Origin of the sequence: Helicobacter sp. MIT 00-7814, from assembly GCF_003364115.1 — a bacterium.
GTDB lineage: Bacteria > Campylobacterota > Campylobacteria > Campylobacterales > Helicobacteraceae > Helicobacter_F.
Window position 1 is genome coordinate 30,881 of the sequence record NZ_NXLL01000007.1, and the last position, 23,648, is coordinate 54,528.

General features: G+C 43.1%; 25 protein-coding genes and 1 tRNA gene. 10 read left to right on the top strand and 16 right to left on the bottom strand.

The genetic code is table 11. The features are described 5' to 3' along the window. The first annotated feature begins 13 nt into the window (after positions 1-13). The 3 genes from galU to murA are packed head-to-tail and all read left to right on the top strand — an operon-like array spanning position 14 to position 2,574. Positions 14-832: a UTP--glucose-1-phosphate uridylyltransferase GalU gene (gene galU / locus CQA49_RS03310; protein ID WP_115574550.1), complete on the top strand. Its 819-nt coding sequence runs from the start codon at positions 14-16 to the stop codon at positions 830-832. Positions 833-841: 9 nt separating this feature from the next. Beyond that, on the top strand, positions 842-1,252 hold the full coding sequence (locus CQA49_RS03315; RefSeq protein ID WP_115574551.1) for a hypothetical protein: 411 nt from the start codon (positions 842-844) through the stop codon (positions 1,250-1,252). A gap of 11 nt (positions 1,253-1,263) precedes the next feature. Beyond that, positions 1,264-2,574, top strand: coding sequence for a UDP-N-acetylglucosamine 1-carboxyvinyltransferase (murA, locus tag CQA49_RS03320; RefSeq protein ID WP_115574552.1), 1,311 nt, complete (start codon positions 1,264-1,266; stop codon positions 2,572-2,574). Positions 2,575-2,586: 12 nt separating this feature from the next. On the opposite strand, the gene CQA49_RS03325 is transcribed toward murA, so the two are convergent. The 11 genes from CQA49_RS03325 to CQA49_RS03375 form a co-directional block, all read right to left on the bottom strand. Beyond that, positions 2,587-3,141 (bottom strand): DUF2393 family protein, encoded by a 555-nt coding sequence (locus tag CQA49_RS03325; RefSeq protein ID WP_115574553.1) that lies wholly within the window; start codon positions 3,139-3,141, stop codon positions 2,587-2,589. Continuing rightward, a complete protein-coding gene (gene hisIE / locus CQA49_RS03330; protein ID WP_408938905.1) occupies positions 3,141-3,818 on the bottom strand; it encodes a bifunctional phosphoribosyl-AMP cyclohydrolase/phosphoribosyl-ATP diphosphatase HisIE in 678 nt (225 codons plus the stop codon). Before hisIE ends, CQA49_RS03325 begins: the two co-directional genes overlap by 1 nt. A gap of 124 nt (positions 3,819-3,942) precedes the next feature. Continuing rightward, positions 3,943-5,034 (bottom strand): prohibitin family protein, encoded by a 1,092-nt coding sequence (locus tag CQA49_RS03335; protein WP_115574554.1) that lies wholly within the window; start codon positions 5,032-5,034, stop codon positions 3,943-3,945. A 21-nt stretch (positions 5,035-5,055) separates the two neighbouring features. Beyond that, positions 5,056-5,979 (bottom strand): branched-chain amino acid transaminase, encoded by a 924-nt coding sequence (locus CQA49_RS03340; RefSeq protein ID WP_115574555.1) that lies wholly within the window; start codon positions 5,977-5,979, stop codon positions 5,056-5,058. Between the two features lie 69 nt (positions 5,980-6,048). Beyond that, a complete protein-coding gene (gene rpsI / locus CQA49_RS03345; RefSeq protein ID WP_066386987.1) occupies positions 6,049-6,438 on the bottom strand; it encodes a 30S ribosomal protein S9 in 390 nt (129 codons plus the stop codon). Between the two features lie 19 nt (positions 6,439-6,457). Next, positions 6,458-6,895: a 50S ribosomal protein L13 gene (gene rplM, locus CQA49_RS03350; protein WP_115574556.1), complete on the bottom strand. Its 438-nt coding sequence runs from the start codon at positions 6,893-6,895 to the stop codon at positions 6,458-6,460. 69 nt (positions 6,896-6,964) lie between these two features. Next, positions 6,965-7,837, bottom strand: coding sequence for a hypothetical protein (locus CQA49_RS03355; RefSeq protein ID WP_115574557.1), 873 nt, complete (start codon positions 7,835-7,837; stop codon positions 6,965-6,967). Further along, entirely contained in the window at positions 7,827-8,447 is a 621-nt protein-coding gene (locus CQA49_RS10605; protein ID WP_309544430.1) for an AtpZ/AtpI family protein, read from the bottom strand. The genes CQA49_RS03355 and CQA49_RS10605 overlap by 11 nt, the downstream gene beginning before the upstream one ends. Continuing rightward, on the bottom strand, positions 8,422-9,729 hold the full coding sequence (gene hemL, locus CQA49_RS03365) for a glutamate-1-semialdehyde 2,1-aminomutase (protein WP_115574559.1): 1,308 nt from the start codon (positions 9,727-9,729) through the stop codon (positions 8,422-8,424). The genes CQA49_RS10605 and hemL overlap by 26 nt, the downstream gene beginning before the upstream one ends. Before the next feature lie 110 nt (positions 9,730-9,839). Next, positions 9,840-11,141, bottom strand: coding sequence for a fibronectin type III domain-containing protein (locus CQA49_RS03370; protein ID WP_115574560.1), 1,302 nt, complete (start codon positions 11,139-11,141; stop codon positions 9,840-9,842). Continuing rightward, positions 11,092-12,219 carry an RluA family pseudouridine synthase gene (locus CQA49_RS03375; RefSeq protein ID WP_115574561.1) on the bottom strand — a complete coding sequence of 376 codons (1,128 nt, stop codon included), beginning with the start codon at positions 12,217-12,219 and terminating at the stop codon, positions 11,092-11,094. Before CQA49_RS03375 ends, CQA49_RS03370 begins: the two co-directional genes overlap by 50 nt. A 110-nt stretch (positions 12,220-12,329) precedes the next feature. On the opposite strand from CQA49_RS03375, the gene CQA49_RS03380 reads away from it, so the two are divergent. The 3 genes from CQA49_RS03380 (at position 12,330) to CQA49_RS03390 (ending at position 15,215) form a co-directional block, all read left to right on the top strand. Further along, a complete protein-coding gene (locus tag CQA49_RS03380; protein WP_309544431.1) occupies positions 12,330-13,421 on the top strand; it encodes an FtsW/RodA/SpoVE family cell cycle protein in 1,092 nt (363 codons plus the stop codon). After that, positions 13,383-13,459 (top strand) — tRNA-Ile (locus CQA49_RS03385). The genes CQA49_RS03380 and CQA49_RS03385 overlap by 39 nt, the downstream gene beginning before the upstream one ends. 286 nt (positions 13,460-13,745) lie before the next feature. Continuing rightward, positions 13,746-15,215, top strand: coding sequence for a DUF6056 family protein (locus CQA49_RS03390; protein ID WP_258864175.1), 1,470 nt, complete (start codon positions 13,746-13,748; stop codon positions 15,213-15,215). 34 nt (positions 15,216-15,249) lie between these two features. On the opposite strand, the gene CQA49_RS03395 is transcribed toward CQA49_RS03390, so the two are convergent. Continuing rightward, a complete protein-coding gene (locus CQA49_RS03395) occupies positions 15,250-16,605 on the bottom strand; it encodes a M99 family carboxypeptidase catalytic domain-containing protein (protein ID WP_258864170.1) in 1,356 nt (451 codons plus the stop codon). Between the two features lie 148 nt (positions 16,606-16,753). Between CQA49_RS03395 and CQA49_RS03400 the strand changes: the two genes are divergently transcribed. The 4 genes from CQA49_RS03400 (at position 16,754) to mutY (ending at position 21,290) form a co-directional block, all read left to right on the top strand. Next, on the top strand, positions 16,754-17,287 hold the full coding sequence (locus CQA49_RS03400) for a flagellar FLiS export co-chaperone (protein WP_115574563.1): 534 nt from the start codon (positions 16,754-16,756) through the stop codon (positions 17,285-17,287). A gap of 1 nt (position 17,288) precedes the next feature. Then, positions 17,289-18,611: a glutamate--tRNA ligase gene (gene gltX / locus CQA49_RS03405; RefSeq protein WP_115574564.1), complete on the top strand. Its 1,323-nt coding sequence runs from the start codon at positions 17,289-17,291 to the stop codon at positions 18,609-18,611. A 159-nt stretch (positions 18,612-18,770) separates the two neighbouring features. After that, positions 18,771-20,261 (top strand): Na+/H+ antiporter NhaC family protein, encoded by a 1,491-nt coding sequence (locus CQA49_RS03410; RefSeq protein WP_115574565.1) that lies wholly within the window; start codon positions 18,771-18,773, stop codon positions 20,259-20,261. Positions 20,262-20,270: 9 nt separating this feature from the next. Beyond that, positions 20,271-21,290 (top strand): A/G-specific adenine glycosylase, encoded by a 1,020-nt coding sequence (gene mutY, locus CQA49_RS03415; RefSeq protein ID WP_258864171.1) that lies wholly within the window; start codon positions 20,271-20,273, stop codon positions 21,288-21,290. Between the two features lie 30 nt (positions 21,291-21,320). Here mutY and CQA49_RS03420 read toward each other — a convergent pair whose 3' ends face one another. The 4 genes from CQA49_RS03420 to CQA49_RS03435 all read right to left on the bottom strand — a co-directional run bounded on the left by CQA49_RS03420 (position 21,321) and on the right by CQA49_RS03435 (position 23,628). Further along, positions 21,321-21,500, bottom strand: a complete 180-nt coding sequence (locus CQA49_RS03420) for a hypothetical protein (RefSeq protein ID WP_115574567.1) — start codon at positions 21,498-21,500, stop codon at positions 21,321-21,323. A 93-nt stretch (positions 21,501-21,593) separates the two neighbouring features. Continuing rightward, positions 21,594-22,142 carry a peptidylprolyl isomerase gene (locus CQA49_RS03425; RefSeq protein ID WP_115574568.1) on the bottom strand — a complete coding sequence of 183 codons (549 nt, stop codon included), beginning with the start codon at positions 22,140-22,142 and terminating at the stop codon, positions 21,594-21,596. Positions 22,143-22,153: 11 nt separating this feature from the next. Next, the gene (locus CQA49_RS03430; RefSeq protein ID WP_115574569.1) at positions 22,154-23,032 is read right to left on the bottom strand and encodes a tetratricopeptide repeat protein; all 879 of its coding nucleotides are present in this window, start codon (positions 23,030-23,032) and stop codon (positions 22,154-22,156) included. A gap of 38 nt (positions 23,033-23,070) precedes the next feature. After that, a complete protein-coding gene (locus CQA49_RS03435; RefSeq protein ID WP_258864172.1) occupies positions 23,071-23,628 on the bottom strand; it encodes an OmpA family protein in 558 nt (185 codons plus the stop codon). Positions 23,629-23,648: the final 20 nt, after the last annotated feature.

The following is a 23,648-nucleotide window of genomic DNA, read 5'->3' on the forward strand; positions in this document are numbered from 1 at the left end:
AAAGGAGCAAGTGATGATTGATAAATGTTTATTCCCAGCAGCAGGCTATGGGACGAGGTTTTTACCTGCGACAAAGGCGATGCCAAAAGAAATGCTACCAGTGCTAACAAAGCCACTTATTCAATATGGCGTGGAGGAAGCTTTGGAGGCGGGCTGTCATACGATGGCGATTGTCACAGGGCGCGGGAAGCGCAGTATTGAGGATCATTTTGATGTCAATTATGAATTAGAGCATCAAATTAAGGGCACGGACAAAGAGGATTTGCTTAAAGATATCCGCCGACTGACAAATCTTTGTAATTTTTCTTACACAAGACAAAATGAGATGAAAGGGCTAGGGCATGCGATTTTAACCGGTGAAGTGCTTATTGGGCAAGAGCCTTTTGCGGTGGTTTTGGCTGATGACTTGTGTATTAATAAAGGCTCACAAGGGATTCTCGCGCAAATGGTGGAGCTGTATAAAAAATATCGTTGCTCGATTGTGGCGATTCAAGAAGTGGCAAAAAATGAAGTTGATAAGTATGGGATTATCCAAGGCGATGAGGTGGAAAAGGGCGTATATCGCGTAAGTAATATGGTGGAGAAGCCAAGCGTTGATAAAGCCCCTAGTAATCTTGCAATTATCGGGCGCTATATCCTTACACCTGATATTTTTGATATTTTGCGCACGACTTTGCCGGGTAAAAAGGGCGAGATTCAGATAACTGATGCGCTTTTAGAGCAGGCAAAGCAAGGGCGCGTGCTGGCGTATAAATTTAAAGGCAGTAGATATGATTGCGGTTCGGTGGAAGGCTATGTAAAAGCTACAATGGATTTATTTAAAGACTACTAGTTTGCATATATGTTTAATATCTATTTTTATGCGCTGTGTTGGCTGGCGATGCTTATTTTTGCGTTGCCAATCATTTTTGCAGGGCTTTTAAGCGTGGCGTTAGAATCCGAGCCACAAAAAGCGGTGGAAAATCCCCTTCAGGAGCTTGCAAAAAACATAAGCGCAAATAAAGAAAATAAAGAGCAGTTAAAAGTCAATTATGACACTTTTCGCAAGAAATTTTCCAAAGCCCCACCTGTAGGAAGTGCGGACTATCAAACTTGGCTTAATATTATCTATGATTTTTCAATCAACCCTTTGCTTATGGAGGCTGAAGAAGTGGCAAAATTCCGCGATGAGCTGGAAGATTCTAACGCGAGCATAAAAAATGACATCCGCACAAAAATAGGCACAGCCTTGCAAAAACGCGAGAAAAAATAAAGGAAAAATTAATGGATTATTTGCAAATACGCCAATCACCCAAACTTTTTGGAGAAGTTGCAATCTCTGGGGCGAAAAACGCTGCTTTGCCACTTTTGGCGCTTAGTCTTTTGAGTGATAAGCCTGTAAAAATCTCAAATCTCCCAAATGTGGCAGATGTCAAAACGCTCACAAAGCTTTTGGAGCATTTGGGCGCAAATGTCGCTACGATAGATTCTCACAGCGTTGAGGTGACTTGCGAACAAATAATCCACACCCGCGCGATTTATGACATTGTGCGTAAAATGCGCGCTTCTATCCTTGTGCTAGGACCGCTTTTGACGCGCTTTAGGACTTGCGAAGTGAGCTTGCCCGGAGGTTGTGCTATTGGTGCGCGCCCGGTAGATTTGCATTTAAAGGCGTTGGAAAAAATGGGCGCCCAAATCCACATACAAGGTGGCTACATCATCGCCAACGCGCCAAAGGGGCTCAAAGGCGCGGATATTTTGTTTGATAAAATCTCTGTCACAGGAAGCGAAAATATCATCATGGCAGCCACGCTAGCACGGGGTAAAACGCGCATTATAAACGCGGCAAAAGAGCCAGAAGTCGTGCAATTATGCGAGATTCTAAGAAAAAGCGGGATTGAGATTGAGGGTATAGGAAGCAATGAACTTTTAATCCATGGAAGCGATGGAATCTTGCCTACTTTTGAGCCTTTTAGCGTTATCCCGGATAGAATCGAGGCTGGAACTTATCTTTGTGCTGGTGCAATAACAAATTCTGAAATAACGCTTAAAGGCGTTTTGTGCGCGCATTTAAAGGCGATTTTGGATAAGTTAGAAGAAATTGGCTTTAGCTTTGAAGTGCAAGAATCCAAAACACAAGAATCTGAAAAACAAAATGGTGCGCAAGGCGTGCAGAATCTACGCATTTTGAGTGCAAAAAAGTTCAATCCCTTTGAGCTTGTCACAACAGAATATCCCGGATTCCCAACAGATATGCAGGCGCAATTTATGGCGCTGGCTACGCAGTGCGAGGGTGTGAGTGTGATAGAGGAGCGATTGTTTGAAAATCGCTTTATGCATGTGAGTGAGTTACAGCGCTTAGGTGCGGATATTAAGCTTACAAACAATATTGCAAAAATTAGCGGGAAAAGAGAGCTTTTTGGCGCAAGTGTGATGGCGACAGATTTACGCGCAAGCTCGGCACTCGTGCTAGCTGGGCTCGTGGCGCAGGGTGAAACGCAGGTGCATAGAATCTACCATCTTGATAGAGGTTATGAGGCGTTAGAGCAGAAGTTTTTGGGGCTAGGTGCGGATATTGCGCGTTTGAAAGAGTAGAATTTTTACGCGCTAGGGCGTTTGCTTTGGCTCTTTTCTTAAGCCATTGCCAAGATAGCAGTCAATTTGCACGCGATATTCAAAAGGCACTTGTTGGGTGAAATCATTAAACAAAACGCTAAGATTCTCGCTTTGCTTTGGTTCAAGGCGCATAAAGAGCGTTTTTTGGTAGGATTTTTTGGGGTAAATGGGGCTTAGGAATTTGAGCCAATCCTCCCTTTGGATATTGACATACACTTCGCAAATATTGATAGGCAAAAAGCCCTTGTTTGTGAGCTTTGCTTCTAAAAGAAAGGCATCGATATATTCCAAACGCTTGCTTTGGGTGATATCGACTTCAAGCGTATAAAAGAGATTCTGTATGCAATATTTCAGTACAAAAGGACCGCTTGCAAAAACCAAAAAAGAGAGAAAGAAAAAAAACTTTGGGAAAAATCTCCGCCCGCGCAAAAGAAGTCCGAGCAAGAAAAACAGCAAAAAGAGGATAAACAAGCACCCCATAAGTGCGATTTCATACACCGCAAAGAGATTGAAAAAATTTAGAATAAGTTCTTTGTATTGTTGCATTAGCTTTTGCGTGAGTTTTTTTCTGCTATGCCACTCACGCCCTCACGCCTTTTGAGCTCTTGACGGATTCTATCTGGGCTAATGTCCTTGCTAGCAAGCCCCACAAGGCTATGAAACACCAAATCCGCGCATTCATAAATAATATCTTTTTGCTCCCCATCTTTGAGCGCAAAGGTAAGCTCGCCGGCTTCCTCGATGATTTTTTTGCAAATTGTATTTTCACCTTTAGCAAAAAGCGAGGCGACATAAGAGTTTTTGGGATCTTTTGTTTTGCGCTCTAAAATTGTGTGATAAAGAGAATCTATGATTCCATAAATTTCTTTTGTATCAATTTTTTGCATACCTTGCAGAGTTTGCACGCTTTGAGAATTTTGAGAATCTAGTTGCCTAAAAAAACAGCTCATATTGCCCGTGTGGCACGCCACGCCATGTTGCTTAACAAGGAAAAGTAAGGCATCGCTATCGCAATCAATGCGCACTTCGATAATCTCTTGTATATGCCCACTTTGCTCACCTTTGCGCCAAATGCGTGCTTTTGAGCGCGAGAAATAATGTGCCTGCTTTGTCTCAAGTGTGAGATTTAGAGAGGATTCATTGCTAAAAGCAAGCATAAGCACTTCTTTGGTTTTAAAATCTTGCGCGATTGTGGGGATAAGTGGGGATTTTTGCCAGTCAATACTATTGAGTAAATCTTGCGTAGAATCTAGCGTGAGTGCAGAATCCAGCACCTTTGTGCTAGATTCTAAGTTTGAATGTGTAGCCACTTGATACCTTTAATAAAGTTTGGCGTGCAAGTTTGGGCTATTGCGAGATAGCCGTATTTTGCCTTTTGTTTTTAGAATCCACCCATATATTTGGCACTGAACCGCCCGGCGTTAGGAAAATCTGCGCGTCTTTGTTTTCTCTAAGCGCATCATTAAACTTCCCTTGCATCTCAATCTGTCGCAACTCAAGCAACCTTGATGAGAGACTTTCACTCACAAGCTGATTTGCCTTTGCCTGTCCTGTAGCCTCGATAATCGCCGCGTCTGCCTTACCTTGCGAGCGCTCACGCAATGCACGCGCTTCCTCTTTTGCCTTTTCAGCCTCTTGCTTTGCTACTTGGACTTGCTCGATTTTATTTTTCACTTCTGGTGGCAAGATAATCTTACGCAACTCCACAGAATCTAAGCGCACAGGCTTATCGCGGATGGCGTTAATTTTATTTTGGAAGTTTGTGGCAATGAGATTTGCGATTTCATCCCTTTTGCTTGGAAGTTCCTCGGCGTGGTAGTTTCCTATCACACTTCCGACTACTTCTAAGATTCCGGGCACGATGATGACTTCATCCCACAAAGTCGTGTAATCTCTAATCGTATCTGACACTTTCGCGCGATCAAGCTGGTATTTGAGCGTTAGCTCGATAGCCACATCAAGCCCGAGCTTATCGCGCACTTGGATTGGCACTTTTTGCGCGATGCTTTGATTATTGCGGCGCTCCATATCTTCATTGCTTGTGAAATGCAAAGTTTTCACGCGTGTATCAACGATAATCACATGCTCAATTGGCGGGATAAAGAAATGCAAGCCTGCTTCAAGTGGTTGCTTTTGGTATTCCCCCAAATGCACCTTGATCCCAACTTCGCCAGAATTCACAATCACAAAAGGCTTCTGCGCGATGAGGATAACCAAAAGCGCGATGATGACAATCCAAATAAAAAGCTTCTTTCCGCTTGGCACGAAGTTTGTGAGGTTGCTAAAATCGCTCCCGCCTCTATTGTTATTCCAGTTATTGCCACCGCCCCAGTTGTTATTGTTTTTGCCATCATCTTTTTTTGGCTCTGGATTCTCTTTTTGTTGATTTTGGCTTTGCTGGCGCTTGTTTTTCAAATGTTCGTTTAGATCAATTGGCATAAAAATCCTTTTAAATTCTTGTTAAATATAGGTGAGCCATTCTTTGTATTTTTCGTTTTTGCCTTGCACCACTTCAAAGAAGGCTTCTTGCAATCTCTTTGTAACAGGACCTCGCGTGCCTAGCCCGATTTGACGAGAATCTAGCTCTCTAATAGGCGTAATCTCCGCCGCAGTGCCTGTGAAAAACGCCTCATCAGCGATATAGATTTCATCGCGCGTGATTTTGCGCTCAATAAATGGAATCCCCAAATCTTTTGCAAGTGCAATTACACTTGCTTGCGTGATAGATTCTAAGCTATTGTCATGTGGTGGGGTGATAAGCACGCCATCGCGCACGATGAAAATGCACTCCCCACTGCCTTCTGCCACAAAGCCATTTTCATCAAGCAAAAGCGCCTCCTCGCAGCCACATTCAACAGCTTCTAGCTTCGCCATTTGCGAATTGAGATAGCTTGCAGCGGACTTTGCTTTTCCCATGATGGATTTTATGCTATTGCGCGCAAAAGAGCTTGTTTTTACCTTTATGCCATTTGTGATGCCCTCATCTCCGAGATACGCGCCCCATTCCCACGCGGCAATCGCCACATTTACCGGCGCTTTCACATGATAAAGCCCCATAACGCCATAGCCTAGATAAATAAGCGGGCGGATATACACATTTGCCTTATAGCAATGCGCGTTCTTTCGCAATAACTCAATTTGCGCCTTTTCAAGCTCCTCTTGGGAATATGGGCATTTGATGGCGGTGATTTTGGCAGAATTTAAAAGGCGCTTTGTGTGGTCTTTCAAGCGAAAAATCGCTAATCCTTTGGGCGTCATATATGCCCTAGTGCCTTCAAAAACAGCATTTCCATAATGTAAAGTGTGGCTTAGAATATGTGTCGTAGCCTCTTGCCACTTCACAAATGCGCCATCTTTCCAAATATAATCGGCTTCTGGTAACATGCGAACTCCTTAAAAATAAGGCTATATCTTAGGAAGAGATTCACAAAATATAGCAAATAGTAAGAAAAATTATCTCTTAGAGAATTGCGGTGATCTTCTCGCTTTTTTCTTCCCGTATTTTTTACGCTCAACCACACGAGAATCCCTTGTGAGTAAGCCTTTTGGCTTCAAAATCGCACGGAATGCCACATCATAGCTATTGAGTGCTTTTGAGATTCCATGACGCAAAGCCTCTGCTTGCGCGCTATAACCACCGCCAAGCGTTTGCGCGATGATATCTACGGACTTTTCTTGCTTTGTAAGGATAAGAGGTTGCATAACTTTCATTTTGATTGCTTCATGCCCGCCTAGCCAGTCATTGAGGCTCATACCATTAATGCTAAGTTTGCCAGAGCCACTTTGTAGCCACACTTTTGCGATGGCTGTTTTTCTTTTACCTGTTGCATAGATTTTTGTCATTAGCTATCCTTTGTGTGTTCTATTTTGCTGTAGCTGCGTTTTTTGCTACTTGTGCGCTGTGTGGGTGTGTGTCACCTTTATAGACTTTGAGTTTTTTAAGTTGCGCGCGTCCGAGCTTTGTTTTTGGGAGCATACCGCGCACTGCTAGGTGATAGAGCTTTTCAGGTGATTTTTGGAGCATTTCTTCAAGCGTCTTGCTTTTTGTGCTACCAAAATAGCCAGAGTGTGTGAAATACTCTTTATCTTTGAGCTTCATACCGCTAAATTTCACTTCTGCAGCGTTGATAATGATGACAAAGTCGCCACAATCAACATTTGGCGTAAAACAAGGCTTGTGCTTCCCGCGCAAAAGTGTAGCCACCTCTGCAATCAAGCGACCAAAAATTTTATCTTTGGCATCAAGCACGACCCACTGACGATTAATATCAGCTTGTGTTGCTATCTTTGTAAGTTCCATAAAGAATCCTTAAAAATTGGAGTTAAAGGAGCGAAATTATAAGGAGAGTTTCCTTAAGACAAAGTTAAATTAATTTTTATATAAGGATTGCAACGCGATGGCAATAACCACCACAATGCTTGCAATACCACCTACAAGAAAGCTCACAGGCTCAAAAAGCTTAGATTCTAAAAGTCCGATGAGCGCGAAAATAAAGCCCATGTAGCACAAAAGGCGCAAAAATGAAAAGCTTAGTTTCACACCAACCAAAAAGCGCGAGGTAAAGGGGATAGTTTCTTTAGATTGATGAAAATCTTTTGTGGATTGCTTCGGATTCTGCGAATCCTCGCAATGACGGGCGGGGTTTTCATCGCCGCGTGTTGGGTTTTCGTCATTGCGAGCGAGCGCAAGTCGAGCGAAGCAATCCATTCCCGCTATTCCATTAATTGTATCATCCGTAGCGAGTGAATCGCACTTCGCCTCCGCTTTTATTCTATCAATTGTATCACCTTCGCGGGAGTGAATCCCGCTCGGCTCCGCGAAAGCTTGTTTGCACTTCGCTTGCGCGCTCACACTAGGTGTTTTTTGGCTGATTAAATTTGTAGATTCTGCAACGCTATTTGGTTGATGAGAATCTATTTCCTTAGATTGTATCGTCTCCGCGGAAGTAAATTCTGCTTCACGCTCACACTCGGCGTTTTTTGATTTGTTAGAATCTTGTGCAGATTCTTGCTTTTGTGCGTTGAGCTCTGCTAAAAGCGCTTCTTCTTTGGCTCTTTGCACCTGCTTGATAATCCCAAAAAATGACGCAGACAAAATTAGGCTAAGCCCGATAAACGCGCACTCAAAGCTCGCAAAATAAGGCAAACCAAAAAACGCGCTCACCACCCCGCCAGCTAGCGCCACGCCACATAGCGCGCACAGCGCAAAAATGAGCATAGCGCGCTTTGTGCTAGTCCTCATCATCTTCCTTGTCCCACTGCTTTTGCTTTGCTAAAAAAGCTTGCGAATTGTAGCGCGGATTTTTCGCTAGCTCATCAAGTGCCTTTTTTTGGCGTTTGTAGGCTTTATAGATGTTTAAAATTGCCGCGCAGATTCCCCAAAAAATCCCAAGCCACAAGAGCCACTCATAAGAAAAAAGCTTTTTTAATCCAAACCCAAGCCCAAACCCAAGCGCAATCGCCACGATGATGGAGATTCCTAAGCTCAAATCATACGCGCCTTCGATGACTTTTTGGAATTTTGGCTGGTGGGAAGCTATTCCATTAATTGTATCGTCTCGTGCGAGTGAATCGCACTTCGCCTCCGCCTCGCTTCGCTCGCGCACATACTCGATATTTTTTGAGTTCTTAGATTCTGTAGATTCTGCAACGCTATTTGATTGATGAGAAGCTATTTCCTTAGATTGTATCGTCTGCGCGGAAGTAAATTCCGCTTCGCATGCATGCTCGGTGTTTTCTGGTTTCTTAGATTCTGCAACGCTATTTGGTTGATGAGAATCTTTTTTCCCCAAATTTTGCAAATCTTTTTGCTTAGAATCCATTGTCTTAAAGCCCTTGCGTGATTTCTGCAAAGCATTCTTTTGCTGCGGCAATTGTGGTGTCAATCTCTTTTTCGCCCATGCTCGCGCAAATAAAGCCTGTCTCAAACTGCGAGCAAGCAAGATACACGCCTTTTTCAAGCATTTTTTGATGAAACTTTGCAAAAAGCGCGGTGTCTGCCTTTTTGGCATCATCAAAGTTTTTCACTTCATTTTCACAAAAGAAAAAGCCAAACATAGAGCCTCTAAATGTCGTCTGCATTGGGATTTTATACGCATTTGCAGATTCTTTTAATCCTTCTGTCAATTTGCGCGCGAGATTTTCTAAATATGTATAAATTTTTGGATTTGCCTTAAGCTTGCTAAGCGCGCATAAGCCACCGCTCACAGCGAGCGGATTCCCACTTAGCGTGCCTGCTTGATACACGCCACCCACAGGGGAGAGCAGATTCATTATTTCATCTTTCCCGCCAAACGCAGCAAGGGGCATTCCCGCGCCGATAACCTTGCCAAAAGTCGCCATATCTGGCAACACATCACAAAAGCTAAGCGCGCCTTTAAGGCTAGCGCGGAATCCACTCATCACTTCATCAAAAATAAGCACCGCGCCAAAATCATTGCAAAGTCCGCGCAATGCGCGCAAAAACTCTTTATCCGCCGGCACAAGTCCCATATTCCCAGCGATTGGCTCAATAATCACGCAACCAACGCCACTGCCATTTTTCGCGCTTGTCTCAAAGCACGCCCGCACAGAATCTATATCGTTATAGCGCGCGACTAAAGTATGCTTAGTGAGATCCTTTGGCACGCCCGGCGAGCTAGGATTCCCAAAAGTCGCGCAACCACTTCCCGCACTCACAAGCAAGCTATCAGAATGCCCATGGTAGCAACCTTCAAATTTTATAATATCATCTTTCCCGCTATAGGCGCGCGCTAGGCGGATAGCGCTCATTGTGGCTTCGGTGCCGGAATTAACAAGGCGGATTTTTTCGACATTATCATAAATACTAATGATTTCTTTTGCCAAAGTCGTCTCAAGCTCGGTAGGTGCGCCAAAACTAAGCCCATTTTTTGCCGCGTGCAAAACGCTAGATTCTATATCTTTATCACAATGCCCAAAAATTAGCGGTCCCCAGCTTTGCACGAAGTCAATATAGACATTGTCATCTTCATCGTAGAGATACGCGCCCGCGCCTTTTTTGATAAATCTAGGTGTCCCGCCCACAGAGCCAAACGCGCGCACAGGGGAATTCACACCGCCAACAATGACTTGCTTTGCTTCATTAAAATCATTAATACTATGGATAAGCTCCATTTTTTGCCTCCTTAGGGAAAATGCTTGAAAAATCGCATTATAGCACCTTGCGCCCAAATCGTGCTTAAATGGCACTTTAAGCGGTGTTTTAAAATCGCGCTTAAAATTACTTAGTTTCGCATAAGCGTGACAGACGCGCTTTGAGCGGATTCTATGCCAAATTCATCAATGCTAGAAACGCTGTAGGTGTAATTAAGCGCGCGTTTGGTTTCCTTGTCAATAAAACTTGTGGATTTTATGTTGTTGTAGCGATTAGAGCGGTTTGTTTGGGGTTCTTTGCGATAGAGTGCGTATTTTTTTGCGCGAGAATCTTCTGGCGTGCTCCATTCGATGATGATATTTTGCCCCTCAATCCTAGAGCTTGTGATTTTTGGCGCTTGTGGGCGCGCAAGCGTAGAGCCAACAAGCGGGGTTTTTAGCATTTCGCCATCTGTATCATAAGAATCTAGCCCAACGATTTGATAACGCACGCTTTGCCCATGATCTTTAAGCGTATGGGTGAAATGCGTTTTTGTCGTGGTGGCAAGGACTTTGTATTGTCCGTTATTTTCCATATCCGCATAGATTCTGTAGCGTTTGGCTTGGGAGAGCGGATTCCAGCTTAGCTCGATTTTAAGCGGTAAGCCATTTGATGCGCTGGCGTTTTCAATGCTTGGTAAAAGCTCAAGCGTGCGCTCACTCACTTCAGTTGAAGGCTCGCTTAGATTCCCCAAAAAATCCTTCGCAAGCACGCGATAAGTGTAGGCTGTGCCATCTTGAAGGTTGGTATCAAAATATTCGATATTAAAGCGCCCCTTAAGCTCGGTAATGTTGATAAATACGCCCTTGTCGTTTTGGCGCTGGATAATGTAGGATTTTATGCTCGGATTTGCATGCGGGGCGATGACGATTTTTAGCGTTTTTGGCTTGTGATTTAGCACGAAAAGCCCTTCTATCGGATCGATGAAAGAAGTCTCTACCTTAAGCGCTTTGCTAAGAGGGCTCATCGTCTTATCCTCGCCAAGTGTGGCAAAGAGATAGTAATACACGCTTTTTGGCTTAAGATTTGTGTCAAAAAAGTGCGTGGCAAGGGGATTTTTCAAAATCGCAATTTGCTTAAAGGCGCTAAATGGGAGATTTTCCTGCTCTAATTCCTCGCGTCCAAAATCGCTTTCACTCGCGCGATAGATGACAAAACCTTCAATTTCTAGCTTTTCTAAGACATTTTGTGAATCCACCTTTTGCGCGGGCATTTCCCACTCAAATCCTATGGTGCTGACATCGCTAATGGTGCGAATGTTTGACAGGGTTGGGAGGTTAGAATCTTGCTCGAATTTTTGATTAAATCCTTGCGTGAGCGTCACACAGCCTGTGAGATTGAGGCTAAAAATGGCTAAAACGCTGCAAAAGAGTGTCGCTATCCAGCACTTCATTGAGTTTGTCCTTTTGAAAATTTTGCTCTAAAAAGTTTAGCATATCGGCAAAAAGCGGGGCTTTGAAAAATAGCGTATCCATCATTCTTGGGTGCTGTAGATACATTATGTAGGCGTGTAGCAAGATTCTGCCATTGTAAGAAATCCCGCTAGATTCTTGCTTGTAGCCATAGAGTTCATCGCCTAAAATGTGGCGATTGATGCTTTCTAAATGCGCGCGGATTTGGTGCGTCCTGCCGGTAAATAGCTTTATAGCGATGAGTTCAAAACAGCCATTTTTGGAATCTAAGAGCTTAACAAATGCGCTTTTTGCGTAGCGGAGGTTTTTTGGTAAAGTTGGCGCGCTTTGGGGAGTTTTGAGATTCTGTGTGCTTTGAGGCGTGCGTGAAAAGTGAGAATCCCGCAAAAGTTGAGAATCCCGCGCAAAATAAGAATCCACCGACGCCAGCTTTGCCATTTTTAGGCGATTTTTGGGATTGCGCCCGAGGTAGCACTCGATTATCATGTCATTTTTGAGCTTTGGCGTGATTACGGCTAGGTAGATTCTCCCCATTGTGCGGGTTTTGAGCTGATTGCTTAGGGAAGTGTGCGCTTTTAAATTACGCGCCACCGCCAGCGCGCCACTTGTGAATCTATCTAGCCTATGCACGATTCCATAGCGCAGATTCCCACTTAGGGAATCTAAGGGCTTTTGGGTGAGTTTGAGCCAGTCAAGCAAAGTCGGCTCTTTGGTGGAAGGCGCATCGTGGATGATGAGATTTGGCGGTTTATTAAGAAGCAAAATATCATCATCTTTATAGAGGATTTCAATTTGGCTAAATTCTTTTTTAGAATCTAGCGTTTTATCCTGTGTAAATGCGCTAGATTCTGCATTTTGCAAGGTTTGTGGCTCGCTAAATTCCACGCAGTCATTTGGCTTTAAAAGCGCACTTGGTTTGGTGCAGATTTTGCCATTTATGCGCACGCTTTGGGATTTGATGAAGTCCGCTACCTGCGCGCGCGAAGCGTTAAGATTTTGACTTAGGAAAATATCAAGGCGCATTTTGGTGGAATTTTGCGATATAATAATTTTTTTCATAAATTTAGACAATCTTTTGCGTGGGATTTTTTAAGGATTAAGCATTGAATGCGAAGAAAATTTTAGCACATTTTGATTTTATTGTGATTTTGCTCGTTGCGCCTTTAGTCGTGCTGTCGTTTTTTTTGGTGAGCGAGCTTGATAGTGTGCTTTTTGCAAAGCAGTTAAAATACCTTGTCTTAAGCCTTTGCGTGGCTGTGGTGCTGTTTTTTATTCCTTACAGGCGCTTAAATTACTCGATTATTTTTTTGTATGTGTTGCTGTTATTGTTGGTGCTGGCGGTGAAGTTTGTGGGCGTTGAGAAAAATCACGCAAGGCGTTGGATTGAGATTCCATTTACAAGCTTTTCAATCCAGCCAAGCGAGATTATGAAAGTCGCGCTTATGCTTTTCCTCGCCTCGTATATTTCTAAGAATCCCCCGCCAGAAGGTGGCTATGGGTGGAAAGATTTCGGGATTATCGCCTCGTTCATTATCTTGCCATTTTTCCTTATTTTGCTAGAGCCGGATTTAGGCACAGCGTTAATTATCTTGCTTGTGGGCTTTGGCGTGCTGTTTTTGGTTGGCGTGCATAAAAAGATTTGGATTACGCTAGGACTCATCGGGTTTTTAACCATCATTCCAGCTTATACCATTGCCATAAACACCGGGCTTTTGAAGGGCTACCATGAAAAAAGGATAAATGACTTTGTCAGCGGAAATTACCCTTATCAAGTCCAGCAAGCCCTCATTGCTATAGGTTCAGGCGGCGTGAGTGGGAAGCCTCAAGTGCTTGCGACACAATCTCAGCTAAATTTCCTCCCCTACGCAAGCACGGATTTTATTTTCGCGTATTTTGTGGAGCGCTTTGGATTCTTAGGGGCGCTGGGGCTTTTGGGGCTGTATTTTTTGCTTATTTTGTATTTGCTAAATATCTGTTTGAGCGCGGTGAAAGACTTTTTCCTGCGGGTGGTGAGCGGGTATATTGCGGTGTTATTTTTTCTTTATGCGGGGGTAAATATTTGCATGGTGCTAGGGCTTGCGCCTGTGGTTGGCGTGCCGCTAGCGCTTATGAGCTATGGCGGGACGAGCTTTATGACTTTTGTCGCGCTTTTGAGTATTTTAGAAAACACACTTGCCTTTCGCTTTGTTTTTAAGTATAATTCCGGCTCTGCAAGTGGCGGGGGGCCTTTAGCTCAGTTGGTTAGAGCGCTCGGCTCATAACCGATCGGTCGCAGGTTCGAGTCCTGCAAGGCCCACCACGCAAGGTTTTTGCTTCTAGTTTTCTTAAGATTCCCAAAATAGCACTAAAATCCATTTCAATCTTTCAGAATTTTTTTATAGCCTTGATTTTTCTTTTGTTTTTAAGCTACACTTCCACGCTTTTTTAAACTACACAAAAAGGAGTGTTTATGACTACAGATTCTCTAGCTTTAGAATCAAATACCCCCCCCCCTTATAGGCTTTCTTTCAAAGTGTAAAAACTTTTTAAAAAATCCTTTCGATTCTCAAAATTCTTGTTTTTCCCCGCTTTTTTCAAGTATTGCAATCTTTCTTGGCTTGTATGTGTTTTTGCTTTTTGTCAATGTAATGTTTCCCGTGCAGAGCGATGATTTAGGACATACAGGCACCAATTTTCAAGCAGCGATTTCTAGCTATATGGGCTGGAATGGGCGCATTGGCGATATGGCGCGTGTTTGGTTTGGGAGCTATCTTGCGACAATGAGTATTTTTAGTTTTATTAATGCTTTTGTCGGTGTTGGCGTGCTGTATCTCTTTTTTGTCTTGCTTTTTGGGCGCTTGCCAAAGGGTGGGATTGAGAGCGCGACAATCTTTGCTGGTATGGTGGTTTTAATACTTTTTGATAGTGCTTTTGGTGCGATTTTTTATTGGGCGGCTGGGAGCTTTAACTATCTTTGGGCATATTTTGTTATTTTGCTTTGGCTTTTACCTTATAGAATCTTTTGGGGCAGGGCATTAGCACAGACAAATACACAAAGAGAAAAAGAATCTTTTCTTACGCAAGCTTTGAAATCGCTTGGAATGCTATTTTTAGGCATTGTGGCTGGCTGGGCAAGCGAGCTTAATGCTGTGATAATTATCGTGCTACTTGCTAGTTTAGTCATTGCGTGGCGTAAACAAATTAGGCTTCCGCTTTGGTATTTTACAGGTGGGCTTGGGTTTTTGGCAGGATTCTTAGTGCTTTATTTTAGCCCCGGAAGTGCGAAGAGGGCTGCACTTTTCCGTGGTTGGGGCGCATATTTCACATTGAAAGATTTGTGGGATATGAGCTTTAGCCAAAAAATTGAGCGCATAAAATTTATTTTTAGCAAGGTTGATAACACTTATTTTGATATTACACTTTGTGTGAGCGTTGCAATCTACGCATTTACGCGTTTTTGCAAGATTCTTGTGAGCCTTTGTGTGGCTGTTGCTGGGCTAGCAGTTATTAATGTAATCTTTACATACGCGCATAGCGTGTTGTTTCTTAGCTTTTGTGTGATTGTTAGTTTCTTGCTGTATGTGGATTCTAAAAAAGCTGGGTTGCGAGATGAGGCGAAGTTTTTCCTTATTGTGACACTTGCTACTTTACTTTATATGCTCTATATCAGCGCAACTATACAGATTCTTATCCCACACCGCGCGCAGCTGCATTATACGCTGATTAAAATTGCTTTGCTTGCGAGCTTCCTTGTGTATTTACGCGCGAAATGTGAATGTAAAATAATGCAATATCTTTATAAAATCGCAAGTGCTGCATTGCTACTTGTGGCGTTTGTCTATGGTGCGTATGTGGCAAAGGAATGCTACAGCATGCATAATAAATGGCAACAAATGGTGGGCTTTATCGAGGGACAAAAGGCGTTAGGAAATAAAAATGTTGTAGTAAGTCCGAAGTATTTTCAGTCAAACTGCAAATATTATACTGGCTGGCAGAATCCAGATTCTAACCCAACAAGCTGGCCTAACCCAACTTATGCAAAATATTTTGGGCTTGATAGCTTTGTTGTAAAATAACTTTTAAGCCTATGTCTTATTTATAAGGCATGGGCTATTCAAACTCCACTAGCACCATTCCTGCAAAAGCATCATTTTTATAAAACTCCACGCGATAAATGCGCGCGTTTGTATCAATGGCAAACTTCTTAAAAAGCGCTTCTTTTTTCACCAAAGTGTCAAATTCATTTGGCGTTGGCGAGGTATCGCCTTTTTTGACAAAGCCAATCACATTTGCACGCACGCCAGAATTTGTGCTTTTTTCATCACGCGGTGTGTGGATAAGAAAGCTTTTTTTGGCTTTCACAAGCGAGCCGATTTTTACCTCTTGCCTCACGCCATCAATGTCAAACTCCACGCTTTGCAATGATTTGTCAAACTCCAAATACAAAGGATTTAGGCGCGCCATTGTGCGATTGCCATATTTTATATCCAAAGCCGTGCCTTGAGGCGCTTGAGAAAGCCCGAGAATTTTACTCTTAGATTCTATTTTCACGCTTTGCAAATCGTTCTTTGCGCTTAAAGGCATGGGGAAAAAATTTAGAGGAGATTTGAGAGAAAAGAGCGGAAGCGTAAGAATCTCATCAATTGTAAGCGTGATGCTTGGATCGTTGATGAGCTTTGCCACCACTTGGGGGTTAAGCTCAAAATTCCTTTCAAACTCAATCCCCACAGCCTTCAAAAATCCCTCAATCCCTAGCAAATGATAATATGTCTTTTCGCGCAGGGGCAGGGTTTTGGACGCTTCATGCGCGAAAGCTGGCTTATTGTGCGTGATGGCAAAAAATGTCAAGCTTTTTTGCATTTGCGTGTCTTTTTTGGCAGTTTCTGTGTTGCGCAAATGGTATTTGTGAAATGGCTTTAAAAGCCCGCTATTTGTATGGTTTATCACCACTTCGATGATATTTTTCAAATCCCCAAAAGGGCTTACATCAATAGAATCTTGATCGATTATCGAGCAATTTCCCCAACGTTTCGGACCAAAGGTTTCATTAATGTATTTTGGGCGATAAAAGCCACTTCCATCATGCATGTGGAAAATCGCCTGCACCTTTGAATCAAGAATCTGCTCTTTAATTTTTTGAATCACGCTAAATTCTGGATCATTTGGATCTAAATCCGCAAATTTGCGGTTTAAATCCCCATACACGCCCCGACTATTATAAAACATCGAGTGCGGGCTAAGCGTTGGGATCACGCGCACACTGCCTTTTTTAATCGTGTAGTATTGCAAAAAAAGATTTGTGGCATTATACGCGCCGGGTTCATCGCCCTGAATCCCGCTCATTATAAGCACGCTTGGTCCTTGAGAATCTTCACTTGGCATATCATATACTTTAAAATCAATCGGCGCCACACCTGCGCACAGCGTGAATTTTAAAGCAAACATTAAAAGCAAAAAGATTCTCATTTATTCCCCTTATTTTAAGAAAATTAAAATTTTAAGACAAAAAATCCCGCGATTATAGCATAACTTCGTCCTGCCTAAATGGAATAAAATGTGCTTAAAACTCACATATTTAAGGAGCTTTGAAAATCTTATTTAGCAAGGAAAAGTAATGATAGATTCTAAGACTTTAGCGCAGATTTCTAGCGCGCAAACTACCCTTAATCGCGAGACTTCACAGCAGGCAAATAAGCGCTTTGGCGAGGATATAAAAGGCGTGAATGAATTTATTGGTGCTTTGCAAAGTGCGCAAATTGTGCTTGCAAAGATTCTCAAAATCGCGCAGGGTTGCTTGTATGATGCTGCTGATTTGCAACAAGCAAAAATAAGTGAATCTGAACTTACTTCTAAAAAATCCCTTGCCACAAGTGAAATCGCCTCGCTCGTGGCAGAAGCGCAGTTTTTAGGCACGCCACTTTTTGATACGAATCTAAGCGCGAATATTAATGGCACAAAGCAAGAAATTTGCTTTACTTCCCCGCTAAGCTTAGCGCCTGATTTTCACGCGCTAAGTGCGTATGTGCAAGAAAAGCAAGAAGAGAGTATGCAGCTTTTGCTTCTTTTAAGCGAGGCGCTTAGCACGCCTTCAAATGCGCGCTTTGAAAGCGTGGATTCCAACGCGCTTGCGTCCATGCTAAAGGGCTAAAATGTTGCGTTTTGCGCCATCGCCAACGGGCGATATGCATATTGGGAACTTGCGCGCAGCGATTTTTAACTACATTATCGCTAAGCAAACAAATCAGCCATTTTTAATCCGCATTGAAGATACCGACACAGCGCGCAATATCGAGGGCAAAGACAAGGAGATTCTAAGCATTCTCAATCTCTTTGGGCTTTTGTGGGATAAGCTCGTGTATCAAAGTGAAAATTTCCCCCGCCATCGGCAGTTAGCAGAATATCTCATCGCGCAGGATAAGGCGTTTTATTGCTATTGTAGCAAGGAGTTTTTGGATAAAAAGCGCGAGGAGGCAAAGGAGCAAAAGAGGGCGTTTCGCTATGATAGCGCATGGGCGGAGATTGAGAGAGATTCTAACCCAAAGCCTGTGGTGCGCTTGCGTGGGGCGGATAGAGAGATAAGCTTTGAAGACGCGATAAAAGGAAAGCTCACTTTCGCGCCAAATGAGGTGGAAAGCTTTGTGATTTTAAAAGATGATGGGATTCCCACTTATAACTTTGCCTGCGCGGTAGATGATATGCTTTATGATGTGAGCTTTATCGTGCGTGGCGAGGATCATGTGAGCAATACGCCAAAGCAGATTCTCGTGCATAAATCTTTGGGCTATGACAAAAATATCGGCTACGCGCATTTGCCAATCATTTTGGGCGAGAATGGAAGCAAAATGAGCAAGCGCGATAGCGCATCAAGTGTGAGCTGGCTTTTAGAGCAGGGCTACTTGCCACAGGCGATTTGTAACTATCTCATCGGTATGGGGAACAAAACGCCATGCGAGGTGTTTAAATTGCAAGATGCGCTTGAGTGGTTTGATATTAAAAATGTCGCAAAAGCGCCGGTGAAGTTTGATATCAAGCGTCTGCGTTATTTGAATAGAGAGCATTTGAAGCGGCTCAATGAATCTGAACTCGCACTTCTTTTGCAATCAAGCGATGCGAGTATCGGCGCGATTGCAAAGCTGCATTTACAAGAAGCTAGCACGCTTAATGAAATCCGCGAGAAAATGGATTGTATTTTCGCGCCAAAGGATATTTACGCGCTTTATGAAGGGCAGGATTTTAGCAAGGAAGCGCAGATTCTCTACAATGCACTGCAGGAACTCATACAAGCAGAATCTAGCGCCTTGCAAGAATATGAAAGTCTGAAAGAAGCTCTCTTAGCGCGCACAAACCTAAAAGGCAAAAGCTTTTTTAAGCCCTTGCGTATTTTGCTAACAGGCAATTCTCATGGATTAGAGCTAAACGAGCTGTATCCATACTTGCGATTTTTCTTAAATGGGATTGTGAGGCTGAGGTAAATTGATCGATAAAAAAATAGATTCTAAACAGCCAAATCGCGCGAGGAATCTCTTTCGATCTTAATCAAGGTTTTGATTAAAAATCTTTAATCATTTTCAGCCCATATTTGCTACAATGCGCGGGATTTTTTTATATTTTTAAAATAGAAGGCAAAAGTTATGTATGCAGATTCTGCGTTGAGTTTGGTGGTGCCGATTTTTGTGATTGCGCTTGTGTTTATCACAAAGCGCGTGGTGCTTTCACTGCTTTTGGGTATCGTGCTTGCGAGTTTTATGATGAAAGGGAGCGATATTTTTGGCGCGGTGGAATATGTGATAACAAAGATTGGCGCGGTGTTTTATGAAGATGGCGCGCTTAATATGCAAAGCGTGTATGTGTTTGGATTTTTGCTCTTGCTTGGAATCTTAACGCAGCTTATGAGCCACTCTGGCGGTATTGGCGCATTTGTGAAATGGGCTAGGAAGCGCGTCAAAAGTGCGCGAGGTTCGGAATTTGTGGCTTTTATCGCGGGGATTGTGATTTTTATTGATGATTATTTTAATGCTTTGAGCGTGGGGCAGATTAGCAAATCCTTAAATGACGCTAATCACTCTACGCGCGAACGCCTTGCGTATGTGATTGATTCTACTTCTGCGCCGGTTTGCATTTTGATGCCCATTTCTAGCTGGGGCGCGTATATCCTCGTGCAGTTGGATAAAAATTTTAGCGGAGATAATTTTTTGCTTTTGTTTGAAAGCATTTGGGCGAATTTTTATGCGTGGTTTGCGCTTTTGGGCGTGTTTTTGACAATTTTATGGCAGATTAATTTGCCCGCTATGCACAAATATCGAAATGTCGGTGTGGTGGAGAGCTTCGAGCTAGATTCTAGCAAAAATACGAGCGTGTGGCTTTTAGTCATTCCTGTCCTTGCGCTTATTTGCTTTGTGGCGGGGCTTATTTTTTACACCGGCTATCGCAATAGCGGGGAGTTTAACCTTATTTCAATGCTAGGCAAAACGGACACGGGATTTTCACTTTTTTGGGGTGGATTTGGCGCGTTTATCCTCACAATTTTGCTTTCTTTTAAGAATCTAAAGCTAGCGGATTTTGCGCCAATATTTAGGCAAGGAAGTGCGGCGATGTTGCCTGCGTGCCTTATTTTGGTGCTTGCGTGGGCGATAGGACCGATTATCAAAGATGACTTAAGCACGGGGCAATATTTGGCAAATCTTAGCCGTGAATTTTTAGAATCTAGCACGATGAATGCGAGCTTTGTGATTGTTTTGGTGAGCTTTCTTATCTCTGGGTTTATCGCATTTTGCACAGGCACGAGTTGGGCGACTTTTGCGATTATGATTCCCATCGGGGCGAGTTTGGCGCAGGTGAATGGGATTGAAATCGTGCTTGTGATTTCTGCGATTTTGAGTGGTGCGGTGTTTGGCGATCATGCCTCGCCCATTTCTGATACGACTATTCTTTCAGCCACAGGGGCTGGGTGCTCGGTGCAGAGCCACTTTTTGACGCAGTTACCTTATGTTTGCACGGCGGCATTTATTGCGCTTGTGTGCTTTAGTATCGCTGGACTTAGCGGATCGATTTTGCTCGCACATTGCGTAGGTTTGGCGCTTGGAGTAGGGATATTTTATTTGTATAAGCGGGCGTATTGCTAGGATATGCCTTTGCTTTTTTCCTCTTTGCCTTTGGTGCAACAGCGCATTTTAGAATGGTATGGCAAAGCTGGGCGTAAAGAGCTTCCATGGCGCAACCTTAGGCGTGATGGGAGCGAGGCGTATGGCGTGTATGTGAGCGAGATTATGCTACAGCAGACACAGGTTTCGCGCGTTTTGGAGTCTTTTTATTTTCCATTTTTAGAGCGATTTCCGACTTTGCGCGCACTAAGTGACGCGCAAGAATCTGAAGTGCTTTTGTTATGGCAGGGGCTAGGCTACTATTCCCGCGCGCGCAATATGCGAAAATGCGCACAAATTTGCGTGAGGGATTATGGCGCGCGGCTGCCCGCAGATGTGGAATCTCTAAAGCAACTTCCGGGCATTGGGAGCTACACAGCAGGGGCGATTGCGTGTTTTGGCTTTGGGGAGAGTGTAGGATTTGTGGATTCTAATATTAAGCGACTTTTTGCGCGCCTTTTTGCGTTGCAAAATCCAACTCAAAAAGAGCTTGAAAGTCTCGCGCAACGCCTGCTTAATAAAGATGCGAGTTTTGATCACAATCAAGCTTTGCTTGATTTGGGGGCGCTTATTTGCACGCCTGCCCCGCGTTGCTTGATTTGCCCTTTGAGTGAATTTTGTCAAGGCAAAGCTGCGCCTATGCAATACCCTTTGAAAACTGCCAAAAAATATGAGAATCTGCATCTTAAGCTTTGTATTTTTTATACGCGGGATTCTGAAGGTATTTGCTTTGCGCTTCAAAAGGCAGAAAGTGGCTTGTATGCGGGGCTTTATAATCTGCCACATTTGGGGGATTTCTCATCTGAGCAACAAGCCAAAGCGCGCTATATAGGGGATTTTAAGCATTCTTATACAAAATACAAAATCACTGCTTCTGTGTATGCACTAGAATTCCCGCTAGATTCTAAAAATCCATTAGGTAGCGACTTTGTTTTCGCGCATTTGGGGGATTTACTGCCGATTTCAAACCTCACTAAAAAGGCATTGAAATTTATGGGCGCTATTACCTAATTAAATGTATCACTCATAAGAGTGAAACTCTTATGAGCTCCGCTCCGCTTTCAACTGCGCGGAAATAAATTCCGCTTTGTTTCCAACTGCGCGCACATACAAAGCCTTTTTGTATTGTTTGGATTCTGTAGATTCTTTAACGCTATTTGGTTGTTTGAGAATCTGCTCCTTTTTATTTTGGTATCGCCTCTGATCCAGCTCCGCACACATACATGAGCTTTTTTAATTGCTAAGGTTATGGGATTGTATTATAAGGGGTTGAGGTTAGAGAATCTCACTAGATTCTCTAAAATGTAGTAAATATTAATGTCCGCAGCCACAACCGCCACTACTGCAGCAGCCACCGCGTCCGCCATGATCATGTCCGCCCTCGCTTCCACAGCCACAGCCTCCACCTACGCCACCTTGCAAGATTTCAAGCTCGCTCGCATCGCGCACACCAAGCACTTTCACTTCAAAGCTAAGCGCTTTCCCAGCTAGCGGGTGATTGTAGTCGATAATCACAACTTCATCATTAAAGCCCTTCACAATCACTTGCGTAGTCTGCCCATCATCGCTTTGTCCAAAAAGCGTCATGCCTTCTTTTAAATCAATGCCACTAAACTGCTCGCGCGCCACCTCTTGGATAAGATCGGCTTGATACACGCCATAGGCATCTTCAGGCTTTATCTCTGTTTTGATAACTTCGCCTGTTTTCTTGCCTAAAAGTGCATTTTCTAAGCCAGCGATGACTTGATTTGCCCCGACTAAAAATTCTAGCGGTGCGCCACCTTTGTTGGAATCTATAATATTCCCACTTTGCGTATCGATTACCTCATATTCAATACTTGCTACTTTGTTTTTTTCAATCATTTTTATTTCCTTTATTTTGTTGATTTGGGTTTGTTGGAATTTTTGCTTTGTAGCTCCCTTGCTTGGGCTGCCTCTTTGCTCTTTGGATAGTTTGCAATAAGGGCTTCCAAGAAGTTATTATAATTTGTTAAATCTTTAATCCCCTTGAAAGACAGCGCACTATGAAGCAAAAGTGTGGGGATATATTTGCCTTGCTCGCTTAAACCAACACTTTGCTTATAATAGCGGATAGCAAGGTTATAGTCTTTTTGCAAATACGCCACCTCGCCTAGGTAAAAAAGTACCTCTGGTTGATTGTAATTTAGACTTTTAAGCCATAACAAAATTTCTTTAGAATCCTTATAGCGCTTTGCGTTAAGATGTTCTTTTGCCTGTGCGAAAAGTTCTGGTTGCTTTGTTTTATCAAAAGTCTTTGGTTTAGAATCTTGAGGCTTTTTAGATTCTTGCGTGGTTGCTTTTGGCGCATTATTAGCGTTGAGCTTTTCTAATTGCGTAAGGATAGAATCTTGAGTTTTCACCACAAGCGCTTGCATTTCTTTGATTTGAGATTGCAGAAGTGTGATATTTTTGGTGTTTTCCTCGCTTTGCTTTTTGAGATTTTCTAGCTCTGTTTTTAGCGCTAGAATCTCTTGCTCATTTGTCAGCGCCTTGTTTGCAGTGGTTTGGAGCTTTTGACTTTGGGATTCATAGAGACTTTGCAAGCCCTCTTGAGACTGCTTGATTCCATCTGTTTGAGATTGTAGATTTTCGATGACATTATTAAGGCTTTGGATTGAGTTTTGCAGAGTGGATAAATCTTTTTTTGTAGCACCACTTTGCTTTTCAAATGCGGAAGGCTCTTTGGCAAAGCTAAAAAGCACAAGGAGCAAAAAAAGTGAAAATACCTTCATCGCCTTCCTTGCGCTTGCTTTTTAATGTTTTGTGGCAATTATTGCACGACTTTAAATTCAACGCGTCTATTTGCTTGATAGCATTCTTTTGTGGGTTGTGTGCATACAGGCTTGCTTTCACCATAAGTAACGGTTGAGATATTTTGAGAATCTACACCGCGTGTAGTGAGTGCATTTTTCACAGAATCTGCGCGTTTTTTGCCAAGTGCGAAGTTATATTCATCGCTTCCAAATGAGTCTGTATTGCCTTCTAATACGACTTTTACGCCGGCATTTTTTAGCGCATTTGCTGCTTCATCTACTCTTTCTACCATGCTTGCTTGTATATCGTATTTATCAAATTTAAAAAGGATATTTTTCAAGCTTGAGCTATCAGGCTGCACGAAATTATCAGTGCCTGTTTGTGTAGTTTGTGCAGTTTGTGTGGTAGTGCCTGTAGAAGCATCTACAACTTGCACATTTTGCGCATCAGCCCCTTGCACTGCTACCGCGCCACTTCCGCCTGTTGTCACAGTCGCATCATCGCCACAACCACTCAAAAATAGCATGCCCCCAACAAGGCTTCCAAATAAGCCAAGAGTTAAAACCTTTTTCATTTCATCGCTCCTTGTGTAAA

Coding starts and splice junctions, on each gene's coding strand:
- galU (WP_115574550.1), top strand. CDS start 14: ATGATTGATAAATGTTTATTCCCAGCAGCAGGCTATGGGACGAGGTTT.
- CQA49_RS03315 (WP_115574551.1), top strand. CDS start 842: ATGTTTAATATCTATTTTTATGCGCTGTGTTGGCTGGCGATGCTTATT.
- murA (WP_115574552.1), top strand. CDS start 1,264: ATGGATTATTTGCAAATACGCCAATCACCCAAACTTTTTGGAGAAGTT.
- CQA49_RS03325 (WP_115574553.1), bottom strand. CDS start 3,141: ATGCAACAATACAAAGAACTTATTCTAAATTTTTTCAATCTCTTTGCG.
- CQA49_RS03335 (WP_115574554.1), bottom strand. CDS start 5,034: ATGCCAATTGATCTAAACGAACATTTGAAAAACAAGCGCCAGCAAAGC.
- CQA49_RS03340 (WP_115574555.1), bottom strand. CDS start 5,979: ATGTTACCAGAAGCCGATTATATTTGGAAAGATGGCGCATTTGTGAAG.
- rpsI (WP_066386987.1), bottom strand. CDS start 6,438: ATGACAAAAATCTATGCAACAGGTAAAAGAAAAACAGCCATCGCAAAA.
- rplM (WP_115574556.1), bottom strand. CDS start 6,895: ATGGAACTTACAAAGATAGCAACACAAGCTGATATTAATCGTCAGTGG.
- CQA49_RS03355 (WP_115574557.1), bottom strand. CDS start 7,837: ATGAGGACTAGCACAAAGCGCGCTATGCTCATTTTTGCGCTGTGCGCG.
- hemL (WP_115574559.1), bottom strand. CDS start 9,729: ATGGAGCTTATCCATAGTATTAATGATTTTAATGAAGCAAAGCAAGTC.
- CQA49_RS03370 (WP_115574560.1), bottom strand. CDS start 11,141: ATGAAGTGCTGGATAGCGACACTCTTTTGCAGCGTTTTAGCCATTTTT.
- CQA49_RS03375 (WP_115574561.1), bottom strand. CDS start 12,219: ATGAAAAAAATTATTATATCGCAAAATTCCACCAAAATGCGCCTTGAT.
- CQA49_RS03395 (WP_258864170.1), bottom strand. CDS start 16,605: ATGAGAATCTTTTTGCTTTTAATGTTTGCTTTAAAATTCACGCTGTGC.
- CQA49_RS03400 (WP_115574563.1), top strand. CDS start 16,754: ATGATAGATTCTAAGACTTTAGCGCAGATTTCTAGCGCGCAAACTACC.
- gltX (WP_115574564.1), top strand. CDS start 17,289: ATGTTGCGTTTTGCGCCATCGCCAACGGGCGATATGCATATTGGGAAC.
- CQA49_RS03410 (WP_115574565.1), top strand. CDS start 18,771: ATGTATGCAGATTCTGCGTTGAGTTTGGTGGTGCCGATTTTTGTGATT.
- CQA49_RS03420 (WP_115574567.1), bottom strand. CDS start 21,500: ATGTGTGCGGAGCTGGATCAGAGGCGATACCAAAATAAAAAGGAGCAG.
- CQA49_RS03425 (WP_115574568.1), bottom strand. CDS start 22,142: ATGATTGAAAAAAACAAAGTAGCAAGTATTGAATATGAGGTAATCGAT.
- CQA49_RS03430 (WP_115574569.1), bottom strand. CDS start 23,032: ATGAAGGTATTTTCACTTTTTTTGCTCCTTGTGCTTTTTAGCTTTGCC.
- CQA49_RS03435 (WP_258864172.1), bottom strand. CDS start 23,628: ATGAAAAAGGTTTTAACTCTTGGCTTATTTGGAAGCCTTGTTGGGGGC.